At 71.0% G+C, this 13,337-nt stretch carries 15 protein-coding genes; 3 read left to right on the top strand and 12 right to left on the bottom strand.

What is annotated here, in order from left to right; genetic code table 11:
* Positions 1-157: 157 nt before the first annotated feature.
* Together KGQ19_RS10125 and KGQ19_RS10130 are read right to left on the bottom strand one after the other, a co-directional pair.
* Complete coding sequence (locus tag KGQ19_RS10125) at positions 158-1,294, bottom strand: serine hydrolase domain-containing protein (RefSeq protein WP_212008826.1); 1,137 nt, start codon at positions 1,292-1,294, stop codon at positions 158-160.
* A gap of 193 nt (positions 1,295-1,487) precedes the next feature.
* Entirely contained in the window at positions 1,488-2,381 is an 894-nt protein-coding gene (locus KGQ19_RS10130) for a helix-turn-helix transcriptional regulator (protein WP_212008827.1), read from the bottom strand.
* Between the two features lie 174 nt (positions 2,382-2,555).
* Here KGQ19_RS10130 and KGQ19_RS10135 point away from each other — a divergent pair, with 174 nt between their 5' ends.
* Positions 2,556-2,960: a (R)-mandelonitrile lyase gene (locus KGQ19_RS10135; protein ID WP_212008828.1), complete on the top strand. Its 405-nt coding sequence runs from the start codon at positions 2,556-2,558 to the stop codon at positions 2,958-2,960.
* On the opposite strand, the gene KGQ19_RS10140 is transcribed toward KGQ19_RS10135, so the two are convergent.
* The 4 genes from KGQ19_RS10140 to KGQ19_RS10155 all read right to left on the bottom strand — a co-directional run bounded on the left by KGQ19_RS10140 (position 2,911) and on the right by KGQ19_RS10155 (position 5,909).
* Positions 2,911-3,798 carry an NmrA family NAD(P)-binding protein gene (locus KGQ19_RS10140; protein ID WP_212008829.1) on the bottom strand — a complete coding sequence of 296 codons (888 nt, stop codon included), beginning with the start codon at positions 3,796-3,798 and terminating at the stop codon, positions 2,911-2,913. The genes KGQ19_RS10135 and KGQ19_RS10140 overlap by 50 nt on opposite strands.
* Positions 3,799-3,803: 5 nt before the next feature.
* A complete protein-coding gene (locus KGQ19_RS10145; protein ID WP_212008830.1) occupies positions 3,804-4,634 on the bottom strand; it encodes a M55 family metallopeptidase in 831 nt (276 codons plus the stop codon).
* A gap of 22 nt (positions 4,635-4,656) precedes the next feature.
* Entirely contained in the window at positions 4,657-4,851 is a 195-nt protein-coding gene (locus tag KGQ19_RS10150; RefSeq protein WP_212008831.1) for a tautomerase family protein, read from the bottom strand.
* A gap of 95 nt (positions 4,852-4,946) precedes the next feature.
* Positions 4,947-5,909 (bottom strand): LysR family transcriptional regulator, encoded by a 963-nt coding sequence (locus tag KGQ19_RS10155; RefSeq protein ID WP_212008832.1) that lies wholly within the window; start codon positions 5,907-5,909, stop codon positions 4,947-4,949.
* Positions 5,910-6,011: 102 nt separating this feature from the next.
* Here KGQ19_RS10155 and KGQ19_RS10160 point away from each other — a divergent pair, with 102 nt between their 5' ends.
* Positions 6,012-6,812 carry an alpha/beta fold hydrolase gene (locus KGQ19_RS10160; RefSeq protein WP_212008833.1) on the top strand — a complete coding sequence of 267 codons (801 nt, stop codon included), beginning with the start codon at positions 6,012-6,014 and terminating at the stop codon, positions 6,810-6,812.
* A gap of 49 nt (positions 6,813-6,861) precedes the next feature.
* On the opposite strand, the gene KGQ19_RS10165 is transcribed toward KGQ19_RS10160, so the two are convergent.
* From KGQ19_RS10165 to ligD, 3 genes are read right to left on the bottom strand one after another with little or no spacing between them, the layout of a single operon-like run.
* Positions 6,862-7,242, bottom strand: a complete 381-nt coding sequence (locus KGQ19_RS10165) for a VOC family protein (RefSeq protein ID WP_212008834.1) — start codon at positions 7,240-7,242, stop codon at positions 6,862-6,864.
* Between the two features lie 11 nt (positions 7,243-7,253).
* Complete coding sequence (locus KGQ19_RS10170; RefSeq protein ID WP_212008835.1) at positions 7,254-8,324, bottom strand: ATP-dependent DNA ligase; 1,071 nt, start codon at positions 8,322-8,324, stop codon at positions 7,254-7,256.
* Position 8,325: 1 nt separating this feature from the next.
* Positions 8,326-9,354 (bottom strand): non-homologous end-joining DNA ligase, encoded by a 1,029-nt coding sequence (gene ligD / locus KGQ19_RS10175; RefSeq protein ID WP_212008836.1) that lies wholly within the window; start codon positions 9,352-9,354, stop codon positions 8,326-8,328.
* 209 nt (positions 9,355-9,563) lie between these two features.
* Between ligD and KGQ19_RS10180 the strand changes: the two genes are divergently transcribed.
* On the top strand, positions 9,564-10,409 hold the full coding sequence (locus KGQ19_RS10180; RefSeq protein ID WP_212008837.1) for an alpha/beta fold hydrolase: 846 nt from the start codon (positions 9,564-9,566) through the stop codon (positions 10,407-10,409).
* A gap of 85 nt (positions 10,410-10,494) precedes the next feature.
* Here KGQ19_RS10180 and KGQ19_RS10185 read toward each other — a convergent pair whose 3' ends face one another.
* The 3 genes from KGQ19_RS10185 to trmB form a co-directional block, all read right to left on the bottom strand.
* Complete coding sequence (locus KGQ19_RS10185) at positions 10,495-11,088, bottom strand: O-methyltransferase (RefSeq protein ID WP_368862081.1); 594 nt, start codon at positions 11,086-11,088, stop codon at positions 10,495-10,497.
* 132 nt (positions 11,089-11,220) lie between these two features.
* Positions 11,221-12,429, bottom strand: coding sequence for a helix-turn-helix domain-containing protein (locus KGQ19_RS10190; RefSeq protein ID WP_212008838.1), 1,209 nt, complete (start codon positions 12,427-12,429; stop codon positions 11,221-11,223).
* A gap of 152 nt (positions 12,430-12,581) precedes the next feature.
* The gene (gene trmB / locus KGQ19_RS10195; protein ID WP_368862082.1) at positions 12,582-13,286 is read right to left on the bottom strand and encodes a tRNA (guanosine(46)-N7)-methyltransferase TrmB; all 705 of its coding nucleotides are present in this window, start codon (positions 13,284-13,286) and stop codon (positions 12,582-12,584) included.
* Between the last annotated feature and the right edge of the window lie 51 nt (positions 13,287-13,337).

Genomic DNA, 13,337 nt, shown 5'->3' on the forward strand with positions numbered 1-13,337 from the left:
AGTCGGCACAGCGAGTCGTTGCTACACCGCGTAGCAGCACCGACAGCCTCGACCGCCACCCCGAGAACGATCAAGATCCATGTCCCATTCGGCCGCGATGTTCATTCAGACTTCGGCCGGCCGTCCGCCCCGCGATTCCAAGCACGGGGCGGGCGGCTCACGACAAACCGCGATAGACGGCGTCCCGCAGCTGCAACGTGTAGTCGCTGAACATCCCCGCCGGCGTGGTGTTGCTCAGCGACACCACAGTGATCTCCCGAACAGGATCGACGAACCAGTTGTGTCCATAGGTACCCGCCCAGTTGAGAGTGCCCTTCGATTGCGGGCTCCCGTTCCGCGCCGGATCGTCGAGCACTGCCCACCCGATGCCGAAGCCGACTCCGGGGCCGGTGGGGATCTTGTCCCTCCCGGCTTGCAGGGTCTGCATGCGGGTGCGGGATTCGGGAGTGAGCAGGCGGCCGGTGCGGACCGCTTCGAGGAAGGTCCACACCCCCGCCGCGGTGCCGGCCATGCCCGCGCCGCCGGAGTGGTACGAGGTCGGGTTCAGGACGCGGCCCGGCGTGACGGTGGTGCGGTTCGGGCCGGTGACGATCACGGATTCCTCGCGCACCGCCCGTGGTTCCGGTGTGGCGTCGGAGTAGCAGGTCACCAGCCGCGCCGCGTCGGACACCGTGAAGCCCGTGCCGGTGATGCCGAGCGGGCCCGTGATCCGTTCGGCGACGGACTCGCCCAGCCGACGGCCGGTCACGGCTTCGATGACCCAGCCCACCACGTCCATTCCGGTCGAGTACTCCCAATCGGTGCCCGGAGCGAACAGCAGCGGCACCCGGGCCAGCCGGTGCGCCGCATCGGCGGAGGTCAGCCCCGGCACGTCCATTCCATTGCTCGCTCCCGCAGCGTGGAAAGCCGTGTAGTCATCGGGAGACATCCCATACGGCAGCCCGGCTGTGTGGGTGAGCAGTTGCAGGACGCTGATATCGGGACGGCTTCCGTCGGGCAGGGCCGGGCGGAAGTCCGGTAGGTAGTCGCTGACGGGTGCCGCCAGGTCGAGGTGTCCGGCCTCGGCGAGCTGCATGGCCAGCACCGACACGAACGGCTTGGTGACCGAGGCCAGCAGGAAGACCGCGTCATCGCGAAGCGGCCGTCCAGTGTTTCGATCCGCCGACCCGGCACTGCGGCGATAGACGACACGGCCGCCCACGCCGATCACAACACTGACGCCGACAAGCCGGTGTTCGACGATGGCCCGCTCGACGATCGCGTCTGCTTCGGCCGCTATGAGATGAGATTGCACGACTACCCCTACAGGTTCCCGTGTGCGACAGAACTCGTCTGTCTGCGAACCCAGGAACCGCCCGGCCGCTCGCGGAATATGTCCGCGAGAAGTAGTCGCTGCGGTGGTGACGCTATCAGGACTGCTGACTTCGCTGTCAACTCAGGCGATCAGCCCCGCCGCGCGTTCTCCTGCCGCGCGTCCTCTCACGCGATCAGCCCCGCCGCGCATCCTCCTGCCGCGCGTTCTCCTGCTCACGATCCATCGTCGCGGCCCAACTGGCCAGCAGCGCCATGGCGTCCTCGGACGGCGAACCGGGCTCGGGGCTGTAGACGCTCACCGCCAAACCGCTCCCGTCGGTCAGTTCCAGCGACTCGTACTCCATCCGCAACTCCCCCACCACCGGGTGGTGGAAGACCTTGACGCCGGTGTTGTGGAACCGCACATTGTGCGCCGCCCACCGGGTCCGGAAGAACTCGCTGCGCGTGGACAGTTCGCCGATCAAGTCTGTCAGAGCCTTGTCATACGGGTTGCGGCCGGCTTCCGATCGCAGTGCGGCCACTATGTCGTTGGCCGTCCGCTCCCAGTCGCCGTAGAACTCGTGCGCCCGCGGGTCCAGGAACGCGAAGCGCGCGTGGCTCACGGGCAACTCGCGTCCCTCGTACACCGGCGCCAGCAGCGCGCGCCCCAAGCGGTTGACGGCCAGCGACTCGAACCGGCCGTTGCGCACGTGTGCCGGGACGCCGTCCATTCCGTCGAGGATCCGCTGCACGATCGGCCGCACCTGCTGCTTGGCCGGCCGGCGGGGCCGGGAGCCGCTGCTGCTGGCGGCCCGCGCCAGGTCGAACAGGTGCGCGCGTTCGGCGTCGTCCAGTTGCAAGGCCCGGGCCAGGTTGTCGAGCACGCTCTCCGAGACCCCGCGCGCGTTCCCGCGTTCCAGCCGCGTGTAGTACTCCACGCTCACCCCGGCCAGCAGCGCCACTTCCTCACGCCGCAGTCCCGGGACCCGCCGGTTGCTGCCGCCGTACGCGGGCAGCCCGGCCTGGTCCGGAGTGATCCGGGCCCGCCGGGAGGTGAGGAAGTCGCGGAACTCGTCTCGGCCGTCCATGATCTCCAGGCTAGGCCTGAGGGGTGCGGTGTGACAGGTCCTGGCAGTACCTGTCACACCGGGATCTCCCCGGGCGGTGACGGTTGGGATTGCATGGGAGCGTCAAAGCAGAGAAGCCAGCACTGGCATTCAGCCATCACGGCCATCACGGCCATCACATCGGAGAGACCGACCATGGAGATCTTGAAACCGTCCGGGACGGTGAAGCTGCCGGCCGAGTGGTTCACCGGCGACGTGTGGGCTGACGTGCTGTACCGGGGCGAGGGCGAGTCGCGGGCGCGGTTGAACGCGGTGCGGTTCTCGCCGGGCGCGCGGACGGCATGGCACACGCACAGCCTGGGCCAGACCCTCTACATCGTCGAGGGCGTCGCGCTGATCCAGGCCCGGGGCGGGGAGATCGTGCAGGCCCATCCGGGTGATGTCGTCTACACCCCGCCGGGTGAGCAGCACTGGCACGGGGCCGCATCGGACCGGTTCATGGTGCACCTGGCGTTGTGGGAGGGCGACGAGACGGCGTGGGCCGAGCACGTCACCGATCCGGAGTACGGCGGGGCCCGAATTCCGCGGAGTGAGCGGTAGCCCAGTCGCTGAAGGTGCGCGGCGGCCGGCCGGTGACCTCCGCGACGACGGGCCGCACGGGTGATTCGTCAATGGCACCGGCGACGTAGAAGTCGAAGAACGCTTCGATGTACTTCTCCGGGGTGCCGTCGGCGACCATCTGGGCCCGGGTCTGCTCGTCGGACAGCGGTTCGCAGCGCAGGTCGCGGTTCAGCGCGGTGGCGAGGATCGCGATCTGTTGGGCGGGCCGCAGCGCTTCGGGCCCGGTCGGCAGCAACACCCGGCCGCCGTGGCGTTCCGGGTCCAGGAGTGCGGCGGCGGCCACGGCGCCCAGGTCGGCCGGGTCGAGGACGGCCGCGGCGACGTCGGGGAACTGGGCCCGCACGGTGTCGCCGGCGCGCAGTTGGTCGGCCCAGCGCAGGGCGTTCGCCATGAAGGCGGAGGGGCGGACGATCGTGTGGGACAGCCCGGACTCGGTCACCGCCTGTTCGCTGGCGGCCATGTAAGCGGTGATGGCGTTGTCGGTGTGGCCCGAGGCCGCCGACACGCCGGACAGCTGGACGACGTGGCCGACGCCGGCCTGCCGGGCCTGGTTCAGGACGCCGGGCATATCGCTGTAGCCGGGGAGCAGGAAGAGTGCTTGTGCGCCGGTCAGGGCGCCGGCGAGGGAAGCCGGTTCGTTCAGGTCGCCACGCACCGGTTCTACGCCGGCCGCTTTGAAGGCATCGGCTTGTGCGTCGTTGCGAACCAGTGCACGAACCTGGGCGCCGGCGGCACGCAGCGCGGCCACCACTTCGCCGCCGACGGTGCCGGTCGCGCCGGTGACCAGGATCGGCTGGGTCGTCTTCACATCCGTCATGGCGCTCAACAGTAAGGGGCCTGATTAGTCAGCGAGGAGGCGACCCGCATCCAGACGCCGAACTGGCGGAAGAGGTCCGGGGGTGTGCTGACGGCCCTGACGGTCCGGGGATCGACCGCCGTCACGTTCGGGATGCCGAGCAGGGTGTGGGCGACGGTCGAGGACTGCCAGCGGACCGCCAGGGTCGCGGCTTGCTCGCTGGGCGCGAGGGCGGGTCGCCGTGCGGCGAGTGACGTAGCGACGGTCTCCTCGATGGCCGCGTGCGCTTCGTTCTCCGGGCGCAGTTCGGCGGCGAAGCGTCCGCGCACGTACTTCACCGGGACGGTGGCGACGCCGGGGGCCCAGTCCGCGGCCTCCTGGCACGCGGCGTCGTCGCCGGTGAGCGCGACCAGCGGCACGCCGAGCGCCGCGGCACTGGCCTGCACCAGGCCGATCTCGCCGGTCGGCCGGTCGTCGAGCCACATGTCCTCGATCTCGTGGCCCATGAAGCTGTGGCTCAGGACGCCGTGGGCGCCGGCACGGGAGTGGTAGCCGACGCAGATGAGGGCGTCGAAGTCGGCGGTGAGGCCTTCGATCATGCCCATCGCCTTGGGCTTGCCGCGGATGAGGCGGGCGGCCGGGTCCAGGATCTCGGTGCGCAGGTTGCGCATCGGGCCGTGGGCGTCGTTCACCACGATCTCGGTGGCGCCGGCCCGGACCGCGCCGCGGACGGCGGCGTTGACGTCCTCGGTCATCGCCAGCCGTCCGCGCTCGTAGTCCCGGCCACCGGGCTGGACGTCTTCGGCGTCCACGAGCCCGGTGATCCCCTCCATGTCCGCGCTGATGAAGATCCGCATAAGGACCGTTGTAGCAGCGGTCCTACTTTTGCGCGAGCTTGTCGGCGACGAGCTGGCCGCCGGCGGCGTAGTCCTCGGTGGTGACTTCCTGGAACCAGACGTGGACGGTCTCGGCCGGGGCCTTGTAGACGTCGACCATCGCGTCGGTGATGCGGGCGGCCATCTCGCGCTTCTGCTCGACGGTCTTGGGCATCTGGTGGATGGTGATGTTCGGCATGGTGATCTCCTTCGGTTCGCTGTGCTTTCCCCTTGCGAGATCAAGTTCATCGCAGGTCGGGACCGCGAACCAGACGCGACCGGGACTGGCTGCGATCACGATTCCTGATCGCCGGCGGACCCCGGGCCGGCATCGGCCGCCGGGACGTCGTCGGCTGCCGGGCCGGCATCGGCCACCGGATCGCAGGCCTGCATCAGGATGCTGAAATGCGGCGTGGGCCGGGACCGGCTGACCGCCAGGTGCGTCATCAGGCCCAGGCCCGGCGGCTCGAACGGCAGGAAGGCGACGCGGCGGTTGCGGATCTGCGCGGCGTGCGCGGCGTACATGACGGTGTAGCTGGCGCCGTCGGTACCGATCGCCGCGAGGGTGTCGGCCAGGCGGGTGTAAGGGCTCGATGACGCGGGTTCGCGGCCGGCCGCGTGGAAGGCGCCGACGATCAGGTCGACCAGGGCCGGGTTGTTGCGGCGGGCGGTCAGGCGCAGGCCCAGCGGGGCCAGGGCGGCGAAGGTGGCGTACCGCTCCTGGGCGATCGGGTGCCGGGCCGGCACGGCGGCCACGAGTTCGTCCCGCCACAGCTGCACCGTGCGCAGGCCCCGGCCCTCGTCGGATACGGCGCCGCGGACGAAGGCGGCGTCCAGGCTGCCGTCGGCGACCCGGTCCAGCCGCTCGTGGGTGGGGCCGGTCATCACCAGCTCCACCGGCAGATCCGGGGCCAGCCGCAGCAACTCGTCCAGGACCAGCTCCAGCCGCTCCCCCAGCCCGGAACTGGTTCCGATGCGCAACGGCGCCGGCCGCGCACCGGCCGCCCCGGCCACCGCCGCCCGGGCCCGCGCCACGGCCGCCAGCACGTCGCGCGCCTGCGGCAGCAGGGCCTCGCCGGCCGGGGTGAGCCGCACGTGGCGCGGCGAGCGGTCGAACAGTTCCGCCGCCAGCTCCCGCTCCAGCCGCCGCAGCTGCTGGCTGACCGCCGGCTGGCCGATGTGCAGGCGGTCGGCGGCGCGGCCGAAGTGCAGTTCCTCGGCCACGGCGACGAAGTACTCGAGCTGGCGTAGTTCCATGCCGATCAAGGTAGCGTGGCACTTTGAGTGGGCACCGATGAGTTCGGCGGGCGCGCGTCGTCATACCTGGCGAGAACGCACCGCCTAGGAAAGGCCATCACCATGAGCTACGCCGACGTCAACGGCTTGTCGATGTACTACGAGGAGCACGGCGACGCCCCGGTCACCGAGGACAACCCCGCGCTGGTACTGCTGCACGGCGGACTGTTCGGCTCGCAGACGTGGGCACCGATCCTGCCGGCGCTGGCCGCCGGCCGGCGGGTGATCACGGCCGACCTGCAGGGCCACTCCCGCACCGCCGACATCGACCGTCCGATCCGGGTGGAAACGCTCGGCGACGACGTGGCCGCGCTGATCGGGCACCTGGGGCTGGGCCGCGCGGACGTGATGGGCTACTCCTTCGGCGGCGGCACCGCCCTGCGCTGCGCGATCCAGCACCCGGAGGTGGTGCGCAAGCTGGTGGTGGTGTCGTTCCCGTTCCGGCAGGACGGGTTCTTCCCGGACGTCCAGGAGCAGCAGCGGCAGATGTCGGCGCAGACCGCGGTCTTCATGAAGGAGACGCCGATTTGGGAGTTGTACGAGCGCACCGCTCCGCGCCTGGAGGATTTCCCGCAGCTGGTCGGGAAGATGAGCGACTGGCTCCGACAGCCGTTCGACTACTCCGAGGAGATCCGCGCGCTGCGGGTCCCGACACAGCTGATCTTCGCCGACGCCGACATGTACTCGATGCAGCACATCGCGGACTTCTGGGCGCTGCTGGGCGGCGGGCTGCGGGACGCGGGGTGGGACGGCGCCGGGCGGCCTGGGGCGCATCGGCTCGCGATCCTGCCGGATACCACGCACTACGGCATCTTCGAATCGGCGGCGATGGTCGAAGCCGCCGACCGGTTCCTGTCGGCCTAAAGGGCGCCGGCGGCGGCGCCCGGCGGCGGCACGGTGCCCCGGCGTGCGGTCAAAGCTCCTTGATCCGCGCCTTGAGCAAGCAGAACTGGTTCCCCTCAGGGTCCTGAAGCACGTGCCACGCTTCCTGCCCGGTCTGGCCGATGTCGGCCGGCCGGGCACCGAGCTTCAGCAGCCGCTCCAGTTCGGCGTCCTGGTCCCGGTCGGTGGCGTTGACATCGATGTGGAGCCGGGACTTGCCGGGCTCCGGCTCGTCCCGGACGCTGAGGATGATGGTCGGCTGCGCGCCGCCGAAGCCCTCGCGCGGGCCGATCTCGACCGAGCCGTCGTCCATGCGGTCCAGCACGACGAAGTCCAACACCTCGCACCAGAACCGGGTCAACACCTCGGCATCGCGGCACCCGAGGACTAGCTCACTGATACGACAGGCCATGGCGCGAAACCCTAGCCGAAAACGTCGGCCAGGTCATAGGCGGCCGGGACGTCCAGTTGGCCGTAGGAGCAGGATCGCGGGTCGCGGTCCGGGCGCCAGCGGAGGAAGCGGCCGTTGTGGCGGAAGCGGTCGCCCTGGAGCTGGTCGTAGCGGACTTCGCAGACCAGCTCGGGGCGCAGCGGGATGAAGGACAGGTCCTTGCCGGCGTTCCAGCGGTTCAGGGTGCCGGGGCGGCGGTGGGAGTCTTCGCCGCCAGCGTTGGAGTCCGCCTCGGCGGTGTCCGCCCAGGGGTGCGGCTCGCCCTCCGGGACGACATACGGTGCCAGTTCGTCAATCAGTTCCTTGCGACGCACCATGGTGAAGGCGCTGGAGCCGCCGACGTAGTTCAGCACGCCGTCCTCGCCATACAGGCCGAGCATCAGGGAGCCGACGATCGGCCCGCTCTTGTGCAGGCGGTAGCCGGCCACGACCACGTCCGCCGTGCGCTCGTGCTTGACCTTCACCATGCTGCGCTCGCCGGGGGTGTAGGCACCCTGCGCCGGCTTGGCCACCACACCGTCGAGCCCGGCACCCTCGAAGCGCTCGAACCAGGTCGTCGCGCGCTTCGGGTCCTCCGTGGCGCGGGTGACGTGCACGTAGTCGTGTTCCTCCACGGCCGCGACCAAGGCCAGGCGCCGTTCCACGAACGGCAGGCCGGTGAGGTCCTGGTCCCACAGCGCCAACAGGTCGAAGCCGACGAAGGAGGCCGGGGTGCGTTCGGCGAGCAGCTTGACACGGGATTCGGCGGGGTGGATGCGGTCGCTGAGGCGGTCGAAGTCCAGGCGGCTGTCGACGACCACCACGATCTCGCCGTCGAGGACGCACTTGGCCGGCAGCGCGGCCTTCAGCGACTCGACCAGTTCCGGGAAGTAGCGGCCGAGTTCCTTGCCGCCGCGGCTGCCGAGCACCACCTCGTCGCCGTCGCGGAAGACCAGGCAGCGGAAGCCGTCCCACTTGGGTTCGTAGAGGTAGTCGCCGGTCGGGACCTTGGCCGCGGACTTGGCCAGCATCGGTTCCACCGGGGGCATGACCGGCAGCTCCATCTCAGCTCCCTTGTTCGGAGTCGTCGGCGCGGGCCTTGGACGGCTGCACCCGCTTGGGCTCGCCGGGCATCTTCGGGAAGTCCGGCGGGTAGGGCAGGTCGCCCAGCCCCCGGTCCTTCTCGTCGCGCTCGGCCAGCTCCAGCAGCGCCTCCAGGCTGTGGGCGGTGTCGTCGATCTCGGCGTTGGCGTCGCCGTTCTCGGCGAACAGAGCGGGAACGGTCTTGACGGTGAAGTCGCCGGGCGCGACGTCGCCGAGGTCGGTCCAGCGCACCGGCATCGACACCGGGGCGTCGGGGCGGGCCCGGGTCGAGTAGGGGGCGACGGTCATCCGGTCCCGGGCCATCTGGTTGAAGTCGATGAAGATGCGCTCGCCGCGCTCCTCCTTCCACCAGGAGGTCGTCACCAGCTCCGGGCGCCGCCGCTCCAGCTCCCGGGCCAGCGCGATCACCGCGCGCCGGGCCTGGACGAACGTCCAGCGCGGCTCGATGCGGACCAGCAGGTGCAGGCCGCGGCCGCCGGAGGTCTTCACGAAGGGCCGGATGCCGAGCTCTTCGAACAGCGCGTACGCCTCGCGCGCCACCTCGACGGCCTCGGCGAACTCGGTGCCGGGCTGCGGGTCCAGGTCGATGCGCAGCTCGTCGGGGTGGTCGGTGTCGGCTTCGCGGACCGGCCAGGCGTGCAGCTCCAGCGTGCCCATCTGGACCGTCCACAGCACCGTGGCCGGTTCGGTGACGCAGACCTCGTCGCCGGTGCGGCCGCTGGGGAACGTCACGTGCGCGGTCGAGGCCCAGTCCGGCAGGCCCTTCGGCGCGGACTTGGTGAAGAAGGACTTGCCGCCCAGGCCGTCCGGGAAGCGGTTCAGCGCCACCGGCCGGTTCGCCAGGCCGCGGAACAGGCCGTCGGCCACATCGGCGTAGTAGGTGGCGAGGTCGCGTTTGGTGATTCCGGCATCGGGGAAGAGAAGCTTGTCCGGGGAGGAGATCCGGACGCTACGGCCACCGGCCTCCACGTGCGCTTCAGCAGAACCCATAGTGGGCAGGCTACGGCCGGGCGCATTATTGCGCACCCCAGAGGACGTCCAGGGGTGCCGCGCCCGCACGTCGCCGCCCTTATCCCCGGCCACAACCGGGGGCCGCCAGCCATGTGCATCAGAACAGTGACCTGGAGGCCACTTTCCGCGACCATTTTCTTAGTGGCAGGAAGGACCCGCCACCGGGAACCTGGAAAAGGTGCGGACACATGGCACGGGTGACGGTCGACAAGGAGAACCACCTTCCCGTCGACATCCACTACGAGGACCGGGGCTCGGGCCGCCCGGTCGTGCTGATCCACGGCTGGCCGCTGTCGGTCGGCCAGTGGGAGTTCCAGGTCCCCGGACTGCTGGCGGCCGGCCACCGGGTGGTGACCTACGACGGCCGCGGCTTCGGCGCTTCGGCCAAGCCGCGCGGCGGCTACGACCCGGACACCCTGGCAGCGGATCTGCACATGCTGCTGGAACACCTCGACCTGCGGGAGGCCACGCTGGTCGGCTTCTCCTCCGGCGCCTGCACGGCGGTGCGCTACCTGAGCCGCTTCGGCAACCAGCGGATCTCCCGGCTGGCGCTGGTGTCGGCGGCCGGCCCCTACCTGCGCCGGACCGGCGCGCACCCCGAGGGGTTCCTGGAGGACTCCAAGCTGCGCGAGTACCAGCGCTGCCTGACCGATGACCGGGTCAGCTTCCTGCACCGGTTCGCGACCAAGTTCTTCGAGATCGCCGGAACCCCGGCGTCCCGGCCGACGATGCCGCAGCCGCTGCACACCCGGGTCATCATGCTCGCCGCCGCGGCCTCGCACCGGGGCATGACCGAGTCCCTCGGCCAGGCCGCGACCACCGACTTCCGCAACGACCTGCGGGCCATCACGGTCCCGACCCTGGTCGTGCACGGGGAGGCCGACGCCCTCCTGCCGGTGGAGAGCACCGGGGCGCTGGTCGCCGAGGCGGTCTCCGACTGCCGGCTGGTGCGGATGCAGGGAGCGCCGCACGGATTGATCGTCACCCGCGCCGCAGAGTTCAATCGAGAACTGATGGCGTTCCTGGAGGGGTGACGGGAGCGGGCGGTCCGGTAGTGCCCTCACCGGCCGCCCGCAGCCTCCCTCCGGATCAGATGCGGGACCGGCATGTCTCAGCGCCTCAGCCGAGGCGCGAGGCGATGACCGCCGAGGTGGTGGCCGTGGTCAGCACCTCGGTGGCGGCCAGCTTCGGATGGGTCAGGTAGAAGACGCGCAGCTCGTCGACCCGGCCCTGAAACAGCGGCGGCCACTGCGGCCAGGGTGTGAAGTCGTCCATGATGAGGACGCCGCCGGGCGCCAGCAGGTCGATGACGCGCTCTGGATCGTCGCGCTTACCGCCGCCGTCGCAGAAGAACACGTCGAAAGGCGCGTGCGCTTCGAGCAGCCGCCAGTCGCCGGTCAGGACCTCGACGCGCGGGTCGTCGGCGAAGAGCTCGGCGGCGCGGGCGGCCAGCAGCGGTTCCCGCTCCACGGTGACCAGCCGGGCGGCCGGGGCCAGGCCGCTGTGCAGCCAGGCGGTGCCGACGCCGGCACCGGTGCCGCTCTCGGCGATCACGCCGGCCGGTTTCGCGGCGGCGGCCGTGCTCAACAGGCGGCCCACCTCGGGCGGGCAGGACTTGGCGAAGCCGGTCTCCGCTGCCAGGCGCCCGGCGGCGGCCACTTTCACGGGGATGGCGCGCTGCGCGATCTCATCGGCACTGTTCACGGTGTCCACGGTGTCCACGGCTTTGATTCTCGCGCCCGAGGGCTGCCGCCGGCCGGTGTTCGACCGGATTCGAGCACCCTGAACGGGGTGTTCGACCACGCCGACCACGCCGCACGGGGTGTTCGACCACGCCGAAAACCCCTATCCCGCCGCTCCGCCGTCACCTGCCAGCGCGCAGTCGATCTCGTAGGCCAGGCTCAGCTCCGCCACCGACCGCGGGTTCGACAGCAGGCGGCCGGTCCGCTCCTCCAGGCGCCGCAGGCGATAGCGGATGGTGTTGGGGTGCACGAACAACCGCTTGGCGGCCCCGGCGGCGGAGCCGTCGGAGTCCAGCCAGGCGCCGAAGGTGTCCAGCAGCAGGGTCCGGTCCTCCCCGGGCAGCCCGTCCAGCCCGCCGAGCACCGAATCGGCGACCTGCGGCATGATGTCCGGCGCGCTGGCCGCGGCCGCCGACAGCGGGTCCCGCCCGAACACCACCACCGTGCGCCGCTCCTGCGCCCCGCGCATCGCGATCCGCGCCAGCCGCATGGCCTGCGACGTCGACAGCAGGTGGTCGTAGGGCGGGCTGACGCCGACCCGGCCGGTGCCCTCGGCGGCCAGCGCGGTGACCATCTTCTCGAACTGGTCGCCGGGCCGCGGCACGTGCGCCACCCCGACCTCGACGTCGTGCATCAGCCGCCACGCCGAATCGATGCCCATGCCGCCGAGTTCCCGCTCGATGTGCGGCAGGCCGTACTCGCCGGCGTTGGCGACGCGGGCGGCGATGACGACGTACGGGCCGATGGTGGGCAGCCGGAGCAGTTCGGCCGCCTCCCACACGTTCGTGTCGTCCAGCCGTCCCTCCAACAGCGCCTGCACCAGGGCCGCACGCTGCTGTTCCTCGCGCCGCGCCTGGTAGCGCAGCTCCTCCTTGTACGCCGCCGAACTCTCGCGGGTGAACGCGTCGAGGGTGTCCATCACCTCCGAGGCCGCCCGCAGCGCCGCCTTGGTGGACAGGCCGACCGAGTCGGCGGTGCCGGCCAGTTCCTTCCACAGCACGCCGAAGGCGATGCGGTAGCCGTCCATGATGACGGTCAGCGGGATGCCCTCCATCGCCCGGTCCCGCCCCGAGGTCGCCGCCGGACGCGAGTCCGGGGGCATGTAGCGGGTGATCGGCTCGAAGGCGAAGTGGATGTGGTCCTTGATCGTGGCGTGGAGGGCCACCGGCTCGATCATGCCGATGTAGAGCGGGAACTCCTCGGCGACCCGGTTCAGGACCAGGTCCGTCAGCTCGTCGGTGCGGGCCAGCATCAGGCCCGCCAGTCGGGCTATCTCGGCGTCTACCGCGTTGCGGGAAGCGATCTGCTGCACACACTCAATGTAGCGAGGGGAACACGGACGGGAAGGGGTATCCGGGTTCTGATCCCCTTCCCGGTGGTCCCGGCGGCGGTCAGCCGGGGGTCGGCCGACGCTCAGATGGCGGTCAACCGTCAGCCGTCGGTCAGCCGCCGGTCAGCCGCCGGTCAGCCGCCGGTCTTCTCGAACACCAGGTCGGCGATGGGCCGGCCGTCGCGCAGGCCGCGCCGCTCGTAGCCGGTGAGGGGACGGCCGACGGCCTCGCGCGGGGCGTACCCGGCGTAGCGGTCGCGCAGCCCGGGGTCGGCCCGCAACACCTCGAGCATCTGCTCGGCGTACTCGGCCCAGTCGGTGGCGCAGTGCACGACACCGCCGACCCGCAGCCGGTCCCGGATCAGCGCGACGGTGTCGGGCTGGATTATCCGGCGCTTGTGGTGCTTGGCCTTGGGCCAGGGGTCGGGGAAGAAGATGTGCACGGCGGCCAGCGAGCCGGACGCGATGCCGTCGCGCAGCAGGAACAGCACGTCGCCGCGGGCCACCCGGACGTTCGTCAGCCCGCGCGCCTCGGCCAGCGCGATCAGGTTGCCCAGGCCCGGGGTGTGGACATCGGCACCGAGGTAGTCCCGGTCCGGGTCGGCGGCGGCCATCTCGGCGGTCGCCTCCCCCATGCCGCAGCCGATCTCCAGCACCAGCGGCGCGCGGCGGCCGAACAGGACCTCGCGGTCGAAGGCGGCGTCGGGGGCGGCCTCGGGGGTCTCATAGTCGTGGTGCGGGTCCGGGATGGTGTAGCCGTAGCGCGGCCAGAGCCTGGTCAGCGCGTCGGTCTGGGTGGTGCTGGCCCGGCCGCGGCGGGGGTGGAAGGTGCGTATCAAGCCGTGCCGGGCGTGCCGCTCGTGGGGGTGCTCATGGGGGTGCTCGGGCGG

Source organism: Catenulispora pinistramenti (assembly GCF_018274385.1).
Classification (GTDB): Bacteria; Actinomycetota; Actinomycetes; order Streptomycetales; family Catenulisporaceae; genus Catenulispora; species Catenulispora pinistramenti.